The sequence below is a fragment of the Janthinobacterium sp. TND4EL3 genome (genome assembly GCF_900156175.1).
Lineage (GTDB): Bacteria > Pseudomonadota > Gammaproteobacteria > Burkholderiales > Burkholderiaceae_D > Janthinobacterium.
Map to the genome: position 1 here is coordinate 105,348 of NZ_FTMV01000016.1, position 13,912 is coordinate 119,259.

10 protein-coding genes are annotated in these 13,912 nt (G+C 66.6%); 5 read left to right on the top strand and 5 right to left on the bottom strand.

Going from position 1 to position 13,912, the window contains the following annotated elements; translation table 11 throughout:
- Nucleotides 1-58: 58 nt before the first annotated feature.
- Nucleotides 59-2,836 carry an ATP-binding protein gene (locus BXA07_RS22745; RefSeq protein WP_076571112.1) on the top strand — a complete coding sequence of 926 codons (2,778 nt, stop codon included), beginning with the start codon at nucleotides 59-61 and terminating at the stop codon, nucleotides 2,834-2,836.
- Nucleotides 2,837-2,839: 3 nt separating this feature from the next.
- Here BXA07_RS22745 and BXA07_RS22750 read toward each other — a convergent pair whose 3' ends face one another.
- Nucleotides 2,840-3,766, bottom strand: coding sequence for a lipase secretion chaperone (locus BXA07_RS22750; RefSeq protein WP_076571114.1), 927 nt, complete (start codon nucleotides 3,764-3,766; stop codon nucleotides 2,840-2,842).
- Between the two features lie 10 nt (nucleotides 3,767-3,776).
- Complete coding sequence (locus BXA07_RS22755) at nucleotides 3,777-4,691, bottom strand: lipase family alpha/beta hydrolase (protein ID WP_076571115.1); 915 nt, start codon at nucleotides 4,689-4,691, stop codon at nucleotides 3,777-3,779.
- A 359-nt stretch (nucleotides 4,692-5,050) separates the two neighbouring features.
- On the opposite strand from BXA07_RS22755, the gene BXA07_RS22760 reads away from it, so the two are divergent.
- Nucleotides 5,051-5,707, top strand: a complete 657-nt coding sequence (locus tag BXA07_RS22760; protein ID WP_076571193.1) for a TetR/AcrR family transcriptional regulator — start codon at nucleotides 5,051-5,053, stop codon at nucleotides 5,705-5,707.
- 44 nt (nucleotides 5,708-5,751) lie between these two features.
- Here BXA07_RS22760 and BXA07_RS22765 read toward each other — a convergent pair whose 3' ends face one another.
- On the bottom strand, nucleotides 5,752-8,076 hold the full coding sequence (locus tag BXA07_RS22765; protein ID WP_076571117.1) for a penicillin-binding protein 1A: 2,325 nt from the start codon (nucleotides 8,074-8,076) through the stop codon (nucleotides 5,752-5,754).
- A gap of 384 nt (nucleotides 8,077-8,460) precedes the next feature.
- On the opposite strand from BXA07_RS22765, the gene BXA07_RS22770 reads away from it, so the two are divergent.
- Complete coding sequence (locus BXA07_RS22770) at nucleotides 8,461-10,728, top strand: OPT family oligopeptide transporter (RefSeq protein ID WP_076571119.1); 2,268 nt, start codon at nucleotides 8,461-8,463, stop codon at nucleotides 10,726-10,728.
- Nucleotides 10,729-10,784: 56 nt separating this feature from the next.
- Here the strand turns inward: BXA07_RS22770 and BXA07_RS22775 are convergent, their stop codons facing one another.
- Nucleotides 10,785-11,714: an AAC(3) family N-acetyltransferase gene (locus tag BXA07_RS22775; protein WP_076571121.1), complete on the bottom strand. Its 930-nt coding sequence runs from the start codon at nucleotides 11,712-11,714 to the stop codon at nucleotides 10,785-10,787.
- The gene (locus BXA07_RS22780) at nucleotides 11,707-12,900 is read right to left on the bottom strand and encodes a prenyltransferase/squalene oxidase repeat-containing protein (protein WP_083708468.1); all 1,194 of its coding nucleotides are present in this window, start codon (nucleotides 12,898-12,900) and stop codon (nucleotides 11,707-11,709) included. The genes BXA07_RS22775 and BXA07_RS22780 overlap by 8 nt, the downstream gene beginning before the upstream one ends.
- Nucleotides 12,901-13,046: 146 nt before the next feature.
- Between BXA07_RS22780 and BXA07_RS22785 the strand changes: the two genes are divergently transcribed.
- Nucleotides 13,047-13,274: a hypothetical protein gene (locus tag BXA07_RS22785; RefSeq protein WP_076571122.1), complete on the top strand. Its 228-nt coding sequence runs from the start codon at nucleotides 13,047-13,049 to the stop codon at nucleotides 13,272-13,274.
- A 97-nt stretch (nucleotides 13,275-13,371) separates the two neighbouring features.
- Complete coding sequence (locus BXA07_RS22790; RefSeq protein WP_170909717.1) at nucleotides 13,372-13,872, top strand: GNAT family N-acetyltransferase; 501 nt, start codon at nucleotides 13,372-13,374, stop codon at nucleotides 13,870-13,872.
- The last annotated feature ends 40 nt before the right edge of the window (nucleotides 13,873-13,912 follow it).

Here is a 13,912-nt window from a genome sequence, read left to right on the forward strand (position 1 = left end):
TCAGTAAAATGTCGTTACTGCGCGCCGCATGCTTGAACACTATCCCCATGCAACAACTATGAACAGCTCCATTCCGGCCTTTGTCTTTGGCCCGTTTCGCCTATTGCCGCTCGAACGCCTGCTGTTCGATGGCGAGCGTGCGCTGCGCCTGGGGAGCCGTGCGATGGACCTGCTGCTGGCGCTACTCGAGCGGGCCGGCGAGATCGTCGACAAGAACGAGCTGCTGGCCATCGTCTGGCCCAACGCCGTCGTCGACGACGCCACCCTGCGCGTGCACCTGGCCGCGCTGCGCAAGGTGCTTGGCGATGGCCGCGACGGCCAGCGCTACATCACCACCATCCCCGGGCGCGGCTACGGCTTCCTGGCGCCCCTGTCGTACACGGGGCAGGCGGTGGCGGCCGGCCCGGCCAGCGCCGAGCCGCAGCACAACCTGCCGGTGCTGCTGACGCGCATGGTGGGACGCGCCGAGACGCTGCAGGCGATGGCCAACCAGCTGCTGCAATTGCGCCTGCTGTGCATCGTCGGCCCGGGCGGCATCGGCAAGACCACGGTGGCCGTGGCGCTGGCCACGCGCGTGCTGCGCCGCTACGCCGACGGCGTCTGCTTCGTCGACCTGGCGCCGCTGGGCGAAGGCCGGCTGGTGCCGCTGGCGCTGGCCACGGCGCTGGGCGTGGCCGTGCCGGCGGACGAAGCCATGCCAGGCCTGCTGGCCTACCTGCGCCAGCGCCACATGCTGATCGTGCTCGACAACTGCGAACATGTGATCGGCGCCGCCGCCGCGCTGGCCGACGCGCTGCTCAAGGGCGCGCCGCTGCTGCACGTGGTGGCCACCAGCCGCGAGCCGCTGCGCATCAGCAGCGAGCACCTGCAGCGCCTGCCGGCGCTGGGCTTGCCGCCTGCGGACGTGATACCGGACGCGCAGGCGGCGCGCCATTTCGCCGCCGTGCAGCTGTTTTGCGAGCGCTGCGCCGCGGCGGACGACGGTTTCGTGCTGGCCGACGCGGACGTGCCCGTGGTGGCGGAAATCTGCCGCCGCCTCGACGGCATTCCGCTGGCGCTGGAACTGGCGGCCGGGCGCATCGGCCACTTCGGCATCCATGAACTGCGGCGCCAGCTCGACGACCGCTTCCGCCTGCTCACGCGCGGCCCGCGCAACGTGCCGCTGCGCCACCAGACCCTGCGCGCCACCCTGGACTGGAGCTACGGCCTGCTCGACGCGGGGGAGCGCGCGGTGCTGCAGGTGCTGAGCGTGTTCAGGAGCCGCTTTCGCATGGAATCGGCCGCCGCCGTCGCCGGCTACGAAGTGTTCGATACGGTGGCCGACCTGGCCGCCAAGTCCCTCGTCAGCATCGAATTCTGCTGCGAGCACGTGTATTACCGCCTGCTGGAAACGACGCGCGCCTACGCGGCCACGCAGTTGCAGGCGAGCGGGCAGGGCGACGCCGTGTTCCTGCGCCATGCGCGCCACTGCCAGGCGCTGGCCGGGCGCATCGCCGCCGACTGGGAGCGCATGAGCTTCGCCAGCTGGAGCGCCTGCTACGGCCGCCACGTGGACGACCTGCGCGCGGCCATCGACTGGGCCTTCGGCGGCGAGGGCGACGCGGCGCTGGGCATTGCCCTGACCCTGGCGGCGCAAACCCTGTTCTACCAGCTGTCGCTGCTGGACGAATACCGCATGCGCGTGGAGCGGGCGCTGGAACAGATGGCGCTGCACGGCATCGTCGACCCGGACAGCGAAATGCAGCTGCACTTCGCGCTTGCGCACCTGCTGATGCACACGCAGGGCGTGACGGACGCCATGCTGCTGTCGTTCCGCCATGGCCATGCGCTGGCCATGCGGACGGATGACGTGCCGCGCCGTGCCGAAGCGATCTGCGGCATGTGGATCTGCAGCGTCGCGCTGGCCGATTTCACGGGGGCGGACGCCTATGTGGTCGAGTTTTCCGCGCTGTGCCAGGCGGGCGGCGGGACGGCCATGCAGCTGGTGGCGGCGCGCATGCGTTCGGCCGGCGAGCACCTGCAGGGACGCCACGCGCAGTCGGCGGAACTGGCGCGCATGGTGCTCGCGCATCCCGATGGCGCCGGCCAGCTCACGTTCAACAATGCGGTGCTGGCCGACCACCAGGTTTGCATGCGCGGCAATCTGTCGCGCTGCCTGTGGCTGCTGGGACGCCCGGACGAGGCCCTGCAGGTCGCGCGCGAAGCGGTGATACTGGGCTTCGAGCACAATGGCGCCTCGCTGTGCGTGGCGCTGGCCTTCAGCGCCATCCCCGTGGCCCTGTGGTGCGGCCAGCATGGCCTGGCGCGCGCCTGGAATTGCCTGCTGCGCGAGCATGCGGCCCGCTACGGCCTGCTGTACTGGAGCGCCTGGGGCGCCGGCTACCAGCATCTGCTCGACGCGATCGACGGCATCGCGCAATTTTCCTGGCCGGCGGTGCGCAGCTGGCCCATGCAGATCGATGTCATGGCCACCTTGCATGACGCTGCCGCAGACCTGCAGGCGGTGCGGCGCGCCCGCACGGGGCTGGCGCCGTGGAGCATGCCGGAAGTGCTGCGCCGCGCCGCGCACAGCCGCTGGCGCACCCTGGCAGCGGACGACGAGGCCGGCCTGCGGCAGGTCGAGGCGCAATTCGGCGAAGCGCTGGCGCTGGCCCGTGCGCAGGAGGCGGCGGGCTGGGAATTGCGCTGCGCCACCAGCCTGGCGAGCCTGCTGCACGCACAGCGGCGCGGCAGCGAGGCGCAGGCGCTGCTGGCGCCGGTGCTTGCGCGCCACGAACAGGGGCAGGGCAGTGCCGACGTGCTGGCGGCAGCGGCCTTGCTGGCGCGGCTGGCCTGAGTTTTACTCGTAGGCGCCCAGGCGGCGCTGTTCCTCGGGCGTGAAGCTGGCGTCGCGCAGCTGCTGCAGGGCCGCCGCATCCTGCGCGCCGCCGCGCAGGCCGGCCTGCTGCGCCTTCTGAGCCTGGTACGCGATGATGCGCTGCTGCCACTGCGACTCCTCGCGGTCCAGTTCCGCCAGGCGCGCCGCCGCTTCCGGCGTCAAGGTGCTGGCGCGCAGGCGGTAGACTTCATTCTCGCCGCCGCCCCGTGCCCGCAGCGCCTTGACGGACGCGTCGAGCTGCACCACCTGCAGCGGCGCGTCGCGCGCGGCGCGCCGGGCTGGCGACATTTTCTGGTCCAGCGCGGCCAGTAGCGCCTGGCGCCGGGCCTCGTCGAGCGTGGTGTCGCCAAGGATCGCCATGCGCGCCACGGCGTCGTCGTCATACGCGTCGCTGGCGCCGAACAGGCCCGCGCTTTCTTCCGCCGAAAAATAATTGCCGCGCAGGGCGCGCATCGCCTGCAGCCGCGCGCCGGCGGCCACGGCGGGATCGGCCTGCGCCGGCAAGGCCTGTTCCGCGCCTGCCAGCGCCTGCTTGTAGGCCAGGTACGCCCCCAGCAGGCGCTTCGCTTCGCGGGCGGGGACGGGCGCCAGGCGCTTGTCGAGTTCCGCCTCGATCTGGTTGCGGATGGCGGCCAGCGGCTTTTCGCCGAGGCCCGCCAGGAAGTAGTCGAACAGGTGGCCCAGTTCCGCGTCGACCACCAGCTTGTCGCCGGGGGCCACCGTCACGTTGCCGTCGGGCCGCGTGCCTTGCATCGAGCGCACGAACGCGAACAGGTCCGGCTCCGCCTTTTCCGGCGGCGGGGCGGGCGGCTCGCCCGGGCGCAGCACCAGGTACAGGGCCAAAGCCGCCAGGCCGCCGCCGATGATCCATGTCGCGTTCGTGCGCATCGCAGCCTCCTTACAGTCCCAGGCCTTGCAGGCGGTTGGCTTGCTGGCGGAAGACGGTGACGGGATTGGTCTCGAACAGGTTGACGATGCCGACGAACTGGTTGACTTCATCGAGGTGGTTCATGGCGTAGTCGTCGCGGATCACCTTGCCCAGATGGCTGGAGCAGCTGCTGACCAGGCCATCGTTCTTCGCGCCGCCGAAGGCCAGGCTGATGGCGGCGAGCAGCGGGTCGCCCGCGTCGAGCACGTTGGTGTACGGCTGCGCGCCGCTCCACGAAAAATAGTGCACGCCCTGCACCTGGTAGGCGCCTTCGCCGCAGGCGGACGTGGGCACGCCTTGCGGATGGCGGCTGTTGAATGCCAGCGAACCGGCCGTGGACAGGGAGGCGAGCGAGGCGCCCGCGTTTTGCGGCAAGCCCTTGTTGCCCGACAAGATGCCGATCAGGGAAGCGAGCGCGTTGCCCAGCGCGCCGCTGGTGTTCGGGATGGCGCCGATGAGGATATCGGCGACTGTCGAGCCCTTGTTGACGCCGGCCACGCTGGTGACGGACGCCACCAGGTCGGGCCGCACGGAGGCCACATAGCGGGCCGTGGGGCCGCCGTGGCTGTGGCCGATCAAGTTGACCTTGCTTGCCCCCGTGGCGGCGAGGATTTGCCGCACCTGCGACAGCAGCTGCTCGCCGCGCACTTCCGTGCTGTTGGCGGCCGACACGGTGGTCACATACACTTGCGCGCCGCCGCTGCGCAGGGCGTCGGGCACGCCATAAAAATAGTCGACGGGCCCCAGCTTGTCGAAGCCGAACAGGCCATGCACGAGCACGATCGGGTATTTCGTTTGCGTGTAGCCCGCCGCGCCGGCGCTGCCGGGCAGGATGGCGAGGGCGAGCAGCAGGGTCGATAGCAGTTGCCAGAAGCGAGTCTTCATTTTGTCTCCGTTATTATTAAATAGTGGAAATGTCGATGCTGTAGCGTTGAACCGTGCACTCCTTACATTCTCGATGCATTAAAAATAGCGAGCGCTCGGTTTTTGAAATGTAGCATTGCTGGATTTAAATTGCAGCGAATTGCATGATGCAGCGCAATAACTGCGGGAGTTTGGCGTTGCTTATGCGCCCATTGCATAGTTGAAAAGTCAAATAGTTGTTTTCCTGAGCTATAATCGGCCCGCATCCATCGTCCCGCCGTCTTGCCGCGCCGCTCTCAGGCACAGCATAGGCATCGCTCATATACCGTTACTTGGGAATGCACTTGTCGACCCATTTTAATTTTGAACAGTTTCAGCAGATGACGCCTTTAAATGGCGAAAACATCTGGGAATATATTCTTGACCGCCATGCGGAGCGCATCGGCGTCAAGCGCCGCAAGCCGGCGCTGGAAAATCTCGAACGCATCTTCGTCGCCACTTTTCGCCTGGCCAATGACGTGGGTTTCCGCGCCATGAGCTTGCGCGACCTGTGCCGCGAGACGGGGCTGTCGATGGGCGGCCTGTATGGCTACATCACCAGCAAGGACCAGCTGGCCGAGATGATCGAGGACGTGGTGCGCCATGCCACGCAAGCCTTGCCGCTGCTGTTTGCCGATGTGAAGTCGCCGCTGGACCGCTTGGAGGCGATGATACGCTCGTCCATCTACCTGTCCGAAGTGCTGCAGCCGTGGTTTTATTTCGTCTTCATGGATTCGCGCGTGCTGCAGGTGGAGCAGCGCAGCATGGCGAAGAATTCGGAACTCTACGTGCAGACCCTGATCGCCGCCACCATCGCCGAAATCGAGCCGAAGCCGCAGGGCGATCCCACCTTGCTGGCCGCCCACTGCCTGGCCCTGTTCCAGGACTGGTACGTGAAACGCTGGAAGTACCGCGCCGCGAAGGTCCATGTCGACGATTTTGCCGACAGCACGGTGCAGACGGTGCGCGGATATTTGAGCATGCTCAAGGCGCCGTAAAAACGCCGCCGTAAAAAAAGCCAGGATCGCTCCTGGCTTTTTCACTAGTTGGTTTCCACCGGCACCGTCTCCGGCACCGCCGCCGGGTCCGTCGGCGTCTCCACGTCCATGTCGAGGGTTTTTACGCCGTTCATGTCGATGAACTCGTCGTACAGCCACTCGCCGTCGACCTGGCTCAGCCCGGCCGGCACGGCGCGCGCGATTGGCGGGCGCGTCGCCAGGGCCGTGCGCATGTAGTCGATCCAAATCGGCATGGCCAGGGTAGCGCCGAATTCGCGCCCGCCCAAGGACTTGGGCTCGTCATAGCCCATCCACGCCACCGCCACGATGCCGCCGCTGTAGCCGGCGAACCAGCCATCGACGGCGTCGCTGGTGGTGCCGGTCTTGCCGGCGATGTCGCTGCGGCCCAGCTTTTTCGTCGCCGCCGCGCCCGTGCCCGTGCGCGCCACTTCGCGCAGCATGCTGTCCATCACGAAGGCGTTGCGGGGGTCCAGCGCCAGGGTCTTGTCGTCGTTCGGCGCGGGCGGTTTGGTCTGCATCAATACCGCTCCCTTCGCGTCGACGATGCGGTCGATCAAATACGGCTCCACCTGGTGGCCGCCATTGGCGAACAGGGCGTAGGCGCCCGCCATCTGCACGGGGGTGACGGAACCCGTGCCCAGCGCCATGGTCAGATTGCTGGGCTGGCGGGCCGGGTCGAAGCCGAATTTCTCCAGGAAATCGTGCGTGTACGATACGCCCAGCGCGCGCAGGATGCGCACCGAGGCCACGTTCTTCGACTGCGCCAGCGCGTAGCGCATGGTAATGGGGCCGTCGAACTTGAAATCGTCATTCTGCGGCGCCCACACCTTGCCGCCCGCCTGCATCTCCAAAGGCACGTCGTTGATCAGGGTGGCCGGCGAAAAGCCTTTTTCCAGCGCCGCCGAGTACACGAAGGGCTTCATGGCCGAACCGGGCTGGCGCCAGGCCTGCGTGACGTGGTTGAACTTTTGCAGGTTGTAGTCGAAGCCGCCCACCATGGCATGGTAGGCGCCCGTGTCCGCGTCCAGCGAGACGAAGGCGGCGGCCACCAGCGGCACTTGCGTGATGGCCCAGCTGCCCTTCGCGTCCTGGCTGATGCGGATGACGGCGCCCGGGCGCAGCCTGATGCCGGCGCCCGCCTTGGCGGACAGGGCAGGGGCGGCAAAGCGCAAGCCCTCGCCCGTGATGGCCTTGGCGTCGCCGTCGCCCGTGTCGGCCACCACCTTGCCGCTGGACACTTCCGTGACGACGGCGGCGATCAGGCCGTCGCTGTCCGGGCGTTTTTGCAGTGCAGCATCGATGGCGTCGTCGCGCTGTTCGGGGTCCGCCGGCATGTCGATGAAGGTTTCCGGGCCGCGGTAGCCGTGGCGCTGGTCGTAGGCGATGACGTTGCGGCGCGTCGAGGCGTAGGCCGCGTCCTGATCCGCCTTGAGAATCGTCGTGTAGACGCTGATGCCCTTGGTGTAGCTGTCTTCCTTGTACTGGGCGTAGACGGCCTGGCGCGCCAGTTCGGCCACGTATTCGGCGTGCGTGTCGAAACCCTGCTTGCCGCGCGTATTGAAATGCAGCGGCTGCGCCAGCGCCTGCTGGTACTGGCCTTCGCTGATGTAATCGAGTTCGCGCATGCGTTTCAAGACCAGCTTCTGGCGCGCATGGGCCTTTTTCGGACTGCTGATCGGGTTGTGGCGCGACGGATTCTGCGGCAAGCCGGCCAGCATGGCCATTTCCGCGATCGACAGTTCGTTCAGCGGCTTGCCGAAATACGTCTGCGCCGCGCTGCCGAAGCCGAATGAGCGCTGGCCCAGGTACATCTGGTTCATGTACAGCTCGAGAATCTGCTCCTTTGACAGGGCCGCCTCGATTTTCAGGGCCAGCATGATTTCATTGAGCTTGCGCGAGGCGACTTTTTCGCGCGTCAGGAAGAAATTGCGCGCCACCTGCATGGTGATGGTGGAGCCGCCGCCGTGGCCGAAGCCGTGGCGCAGGTTCGACAGCACGGCGCCGCCGGCGCGCACGAAGTCGATGCCGTGGTGTTCATAGAAGCGGCTGTCCTCGATGGCCAGCAGGGCTTTTTTCATCATGTCGGGCACTTGCGCGATGGGGATGAAATCGCGGTGCTCCTCGCCGAACTCGCCGATCAGCACATTGTCTGCCGTGTACACGCGCAGCGGGATCTTCGGCTGGTAGTCGGTGATGACGTCGAGCTCGGGCAGGCGGGGGCGCACGTACAGGAACAGATAAGCGGCCAGCAGCACGGCGGCGGCCAGCGCGGCGCAGCCGGCGATGATGAAGCCGCGCACGGTGGCGCGGCGGGAAGGCCAGGGGAATCCGGTTCGTTTGGCAGTCAAGGCAGTCTCACGTGAGCGTGCAGGGCACGGTGGCAGCGATTATAGACCAATGCGCCGGCGCTTCCCCTGCGGCCGGGCGCCGGGGCCAGGCGCCGCGACCGGGAGCAAAAATCCTTTTCATCGAAACGCGGCTGTGCGATAGTCACGGCTTCAAGAAAATAGCCCGGGCCTAAGTAACCCCCAATAAATTATTGTGATTTCTGACTTCCATAACCGGCGCTCTGCAAGGTGGCCGACGAGGCTTGCTCACTGCTAGCAGTGCTCGCACTGCGTCGCAGTGAGCGCCTTGCATAGCATCCGCTTCTGTTCGTCATAAATTCACACTAATTTCCCGAGGGTTACTTAGATCCGGGCTGTTTATTTTATAAAATTAAGGAATTGAGAATGGCAAAAGATGCAACACCGAGCGCCATGAAGCCGTATATTCCGGCCGACGCGAAATTGCCGGAAATGACCTTCCGCGCCCTGTTCATGGGCGTCATTCTGGGCATGGTCTTCGGCGCCTCCTCGCTGTACCTGGTGCTGAAGGTGGGTCTGACCGTCAGCGCCTCGATCCCCGTCGCCGTGATCGCCATCACCCTGTTCGGCCTGGCCAAGAAGGTGGGCGGCAAGGATTCGTCGATCCTGGAAAACAGCATCACGCAAACGGCCGGTTCGGCCGGCGAATCGCTGGCCTTCGGCCTGGGCGTGACCATGCCGGCCATCCTGATCCTCGGCTTCGACCTGGAAATCTCCAGAGTCATGCTGGTCGGTATCCTCGGCGGCCTGCTGGGCATCCTGATGATGATCCCCATGCGCCGCACCATGATCGTCGACCAGCACAAGGAACTCAAGTTCCCCGAAGGCACGGCGTGCGCCGAAGTGCTGAAGGCGGCCGCCACGGAAGAATCGCGCATCGCCGCCGGCGAAAGCATCGAGAAGGATTCGGCCGCCGCGCTGGACGCCAAGCGCCGCGCCAAGATCATCTTCGGCGGCTTTGCCGTCGGCCTGCTGTACAAGGTGTTCAACATCTCGTTCAAGGGCTGGAAGGACACGCCGGGCGTGGAATTTGCCGCGCCGCTCAAGGGCGGCTCCATCGGCGCCGAGATTTCGCCGGAACTCCTGGGCGTGGGCTACATCATCGGCCCGCGCATCGCAGCCACCATGGCCGCCGGCGGCGTGCTGTCGTATCTGCTGCTGATCCCGATGATCAAGTTCTTCGGCGACAGCCTGACCACCGTGCTCTCGCCGGGCACCAAGTTGATCAGCGAAATGGGCGCGGACGACGTGCGCAGCGCCTACGTGCTGTACATCGGCGCGGGCGCCGTGGCCGCCGGCGGCCTCATTTCCCTGGTGCGCGCCATGCCCATGATCTGGCGCAGCCTGTCGGCCGGCCTGAAAGGCATAGGCAAGGGCGTCAAGACCGATTCCACCCTGCGCACGGACCAGGATATCCCCCTGAAATGGGTCGTCATCGGCTGCCTGTCCATCATCGCCGTGATCACCTTCGCCACGCCGCTGCACATGAACTTCCTCGGCGCGCTGCTGATCCTCGTCTTTGGCTTCCTGTTCGCCACCGTCTCGTCGCGCCTGACGGGCGAAATCGGCTCCTCGTCGAACCCGATCTCCGGCATGGCCGTGGCCACCTTGCTGTTTACCTGCCTGATCTTCCTGATCATGGGCTGGACGGGCGGGCGTTACTATGTGACGGCCCTGTCGGTGGGCGCCATCGTCTGCATCGCCGCCAGCAATGCGGGCACCACCTCGCAGGATTTAAAGACGGGCTACCTGGTGGGCGCCACGCCGCGCCTGCAGCAGTACGCGATCCTGGCGGGCGCGCTGTCGTCGGCGCTGATCCTCGGACCGATCCTGCTGAAACTGAACGAGGCGAGCACCGTCTACGTGCCGGCCGCGCAAGTGGCGCCAGGCCTGACGGTCGATGCGTCGAAGCTGACGGTGACGGGCGCGCTGCATGGCCCGCAAGCCGAGACCGACCACAACACGTATAAAGTCTGGCAAAAGACCGATACCGTGGGTGGCCCGGCCGGCAAATATTTTGTCAAGGAAGACGGCCAGCTGGCCTACCTGGTCGATCCGGGCATCAATGGCCACTACAGCAAGCGTCCGGACGGCTCGGAAGTGAAGAAATACGATGCGCCCAAAGCCGTGCTGATGTCCTACATCATCAAGGGCATCCTCGACCAGCAGCTGCCGTGGACCCTGGTGCTGTTCGGCGTGATGATCGCCGTGGTGCTGGAAATGGCCGGCATCCCGTCGCTGGCGTTCTCGGTGGGCGTGTACCTGCCGCTGTCCTCGACCTTGCCGATCTTCGTCGGCGGCATCGTGCGCTGGCTGGCGGACCGCCGCAATAACAAGCTGGAACACAACGCCAAATTGAACGAGGAAGAGCGCCAGCTGGCGGGCGACCGCAGTTCGGGCGTGCTGCTGGCCTCCGGCTACATCGCCGGCGGCGCGCTGGCCGGCATCATTATCGCCATCACGGCCGGCGTGCTGACGCACTTCGACCAGATGATGGCCGACTGGGCCGAGCACGGCAACCCGTTCTACGCGGGCTTGAATGCGGATGGGCTGTCCCTGCTGCCGTATGCCGTCATCATCGTGCTGCTGTACCTCGTCGCAAGAGAGAAAAAGGCGGACCGTCCGCAGGCTTGATGTTCTAGCCCATTCAATGAGAACCGCCCGGCGTCATGACGATCCGGGCGGTTTTTTTATGCGCGCCCGACGGGCCGCGCCGCCAGTGCTGCCGCGCTGGCGTAGATCGTCACGTGTTCGGACGCCATTTGGCCCAGGTGGTCATGAAATGTCTGCGCCGGAATGGCCCACGACGCCGCATCGCCCACTTGCCCGTTGACGCGCAGGCCGGCGGCGTCGAATTCGCGCGCAAAATAATCGCGCAGGTCGCCGCGGCCCGGCTGGTCGATGCGGCGCTGGGCGACGGCCATATCAAAAGGGCGCACGGGCACCTCGCAGCGCCTGCCGTCGTGGTCCAGGCAGGCCAGCAGCCTTGTCTCGTCCTCCCACACGGGCACGGGGAAGGCGTCGCCCATGGCGTCCTCCAGCGCGTGATAGAACGTCACCGGCCCCATGGAAATGCCCAGGCCCAGCACCTTGGCCTGCTCGCAGCCGATGAAGCGCTGCCAGGGCGAGCCCATGCCGAAGATCGACGGCGCGCGGTGGTGCGCCTCGGTGAGGTCGGCGGCATGGCGGCCCCACGCGGATACGGAATGGGTCGGGTGGATGCTGCGGTGGATACTGCCGCTTGCCAGGAACGCTTCGGGCAGGCGCCCCATGTGCGTGCCATGGCGGCGCGGGTCGAACACATAGCCGGGCATGGCGCAGGCGGCGCGCACGGTGCCGCCGGGCAGGTAATAGGTGGGCAGCAGCAGTGTGCCTTGCGGGCCGACGGCGTCCTGCAGGGCGCGTATGACGGCCAGCGCGCCGCCTTCCACGTAGCCCAGGCTTTTCAGCGACGAATGCACGAACAGCGTGTCGCCGCGTGCGATGCCGAGCCGCGCCAGACCGGCCGCCAAGCCGGCGCGCGTCACGTGGGGGGCGTCGTGGCGCATTTGCCGGGCGTTGGCGGCGCGGCGCCACGCTTGCAGCGCGGCCCTGGCGGCGCGTCTGGCCTGCTCAAGCATCGCCGATTTCCAGTTCCAGCAGATTGGCATCGATGCAGAATTTGGCGGCCCAGTTCAGGTAAGCCCATTGGCCATAATCGCCATCGACGGGAAACGCGCCCTTGACGCCGCCCCGGATGTGCGCGGGGCCGTGCACGGCGACCGTGCGGCGCACGTAACGGTTCAAGCGGCGCGCCGCATCGAGGTAGCGCCGCTCGTCCGTCAGCTGGTACAGCAGGAACAAACAATGCGCGTTTTGCGCGGAACCCGTAAGGCAGGCGAAATCGGCGGCGGGCTGGAATGCGTGGTCGAGCCGGCCCGCCAGGTAGCCATCGGCCGCCACGGCGTTGGCGACCCCGTTGCCGGTAAGCGCGGCGGCGTGCAGCAGGTCGGCGCGCGCCGAAAAGCGGTGCGCTTCGAGCACGCCGCGCAAGGCGTAGCCGATGGTGTGGGTCAGGGGCTTGAGCGGCTCGTCCAGGCAGTTCGATGCGAACCAGCCGTTGGGGCGCTGCTGGCTCAGTGCCCAGTCGACCTGGCGCAGGCCGGCCGCGCCATAGCCGTGGCCGGGCGCGATGCGGTCCGCTTCGAACAAACCCCAGGCCACGTGCGTTTCGTAGGCCTTGTCGCCAGCGCTGGCGAACGGCGTCGGATGGCGGCGCCAGCAGCCGTCGGCATCCTGGCTGTCGCGCAGCCAGCGTGCCGCGCGGTGCAGGGCGTCCTGGTACCGATCGCCGTACGCCGTCACGCCGGCGGCCAGGCCCAGCAAGATCTGGCCCGTGTTGAAGGTGACGGGCACGCGCGGCGTGGAATCGATCTTGCCGCCCTGGAAACCGCCTGCGGGGAACTGGATGGCCACGCACCAATCGAGCATGCGGCGCGCCCGCTCGTGCAGGGCATCATCCCCACCGTCGTCGCCCGCGCGCCGGGCCAGGGCAATCATGGTGGGGATGATGTAGCCGGTGGTCTCCGGGTAGGAGCTAGCCCAGCCCGTCAGCAGGCTGTAGTCGCGCGCGACGCCGCCGTCGTTTGAACTGGAATGGTCTTGCGCCGCGCATAGCCAGGCCGTGCAAGCGTCGACGACGGCTTGCGGGCCGGGGTCAAAAGCGGGCAGGCCGCGCCGGTCCGCCAGGCGCTCGGCGCGCGCCGCTGCCGTGAGCCTGGCTGGCGGCGTGACGGTGTTCCTGATTGTCCTGAGCAGTGTGCGCATGGCGAGGAGGGCGGTATGGGTGGTTCACGCTACTGTAGCGCCGGCCGCCGGCAGGGCTATTGACGTGCCGCAAGGATTCGCCGTCGCATCGCTGCCGCCGGAATTGACGCATAATGGCTGCCTCACCACCGTCGACGAGGCCCGCCATGAACAGCGTCACGCTTGCATACACAGTCGTCACCAATCCCGACTCGTTTGTCGGCTTCAAGTACTACGTCAAGGCGGGGCAGGCATTCGATGCCGATGATTTCGCCTATTCCTACAAGCTGAACCGATCCGACCTGGACCCGGACAGCGTGCTGGCCACGCGCGAGGCGGCGGCGAATCTGCAGCCGGGCGAGTGGCTGACGGTGTCGCATTCGATTGCGCCCTAGCGTACCAACCCGGTGCCGTTTCCTTCACTTACCGGCCCTTCAAGGCTCTTTGCGCGTGAATCCTTCAAAATTTCCTGATATTTCTATTGTTCCAGCCTTGCCTGAACATGCCGAAGCCCTCGCCGAACTGGTGGCGCACAACCGCGCGCACCTGCGTGCTAACCTGCCCGCCGTGCTGCAGCTGGACGCATGCGGCGAGGCGCGTGCCTATCTGCAGGCCGCCGTCGCCCGCGCGGCCAGCGGCGAGGTACTGGAATGGCATGTTTTCTCCGGTACGGCCTTGTGCGGCAGCATCCGCCTGAAAGACATCGACACGGCGGACCGCAATGCCCGCATCGGCTATTACCTGGGCCAGCAGTTCCAGGGCCGGGGGATCGCCAGCGCGGCGGTGCGCGCCGTCCTCGCGCACGCGTTTGGCGCGCAGCAATTGCACCGCATCGAATTGCAGTGCGCGGCCGGCAATCACGCCAGCATGGCCCTGGCCGGACGGCTGGGATTTGCGCATGAAGGCGTGTTGCGGCAGGCGGAATGCTTGAATGGCGTATTTGTCGACCTGCACGTCTACGGCTTGCTGCAGGCTGACTTCAGACCGGATTGAGCCGCTTGCCGTGGCCGCTGCAGCCGCTATCTTGCCGAGC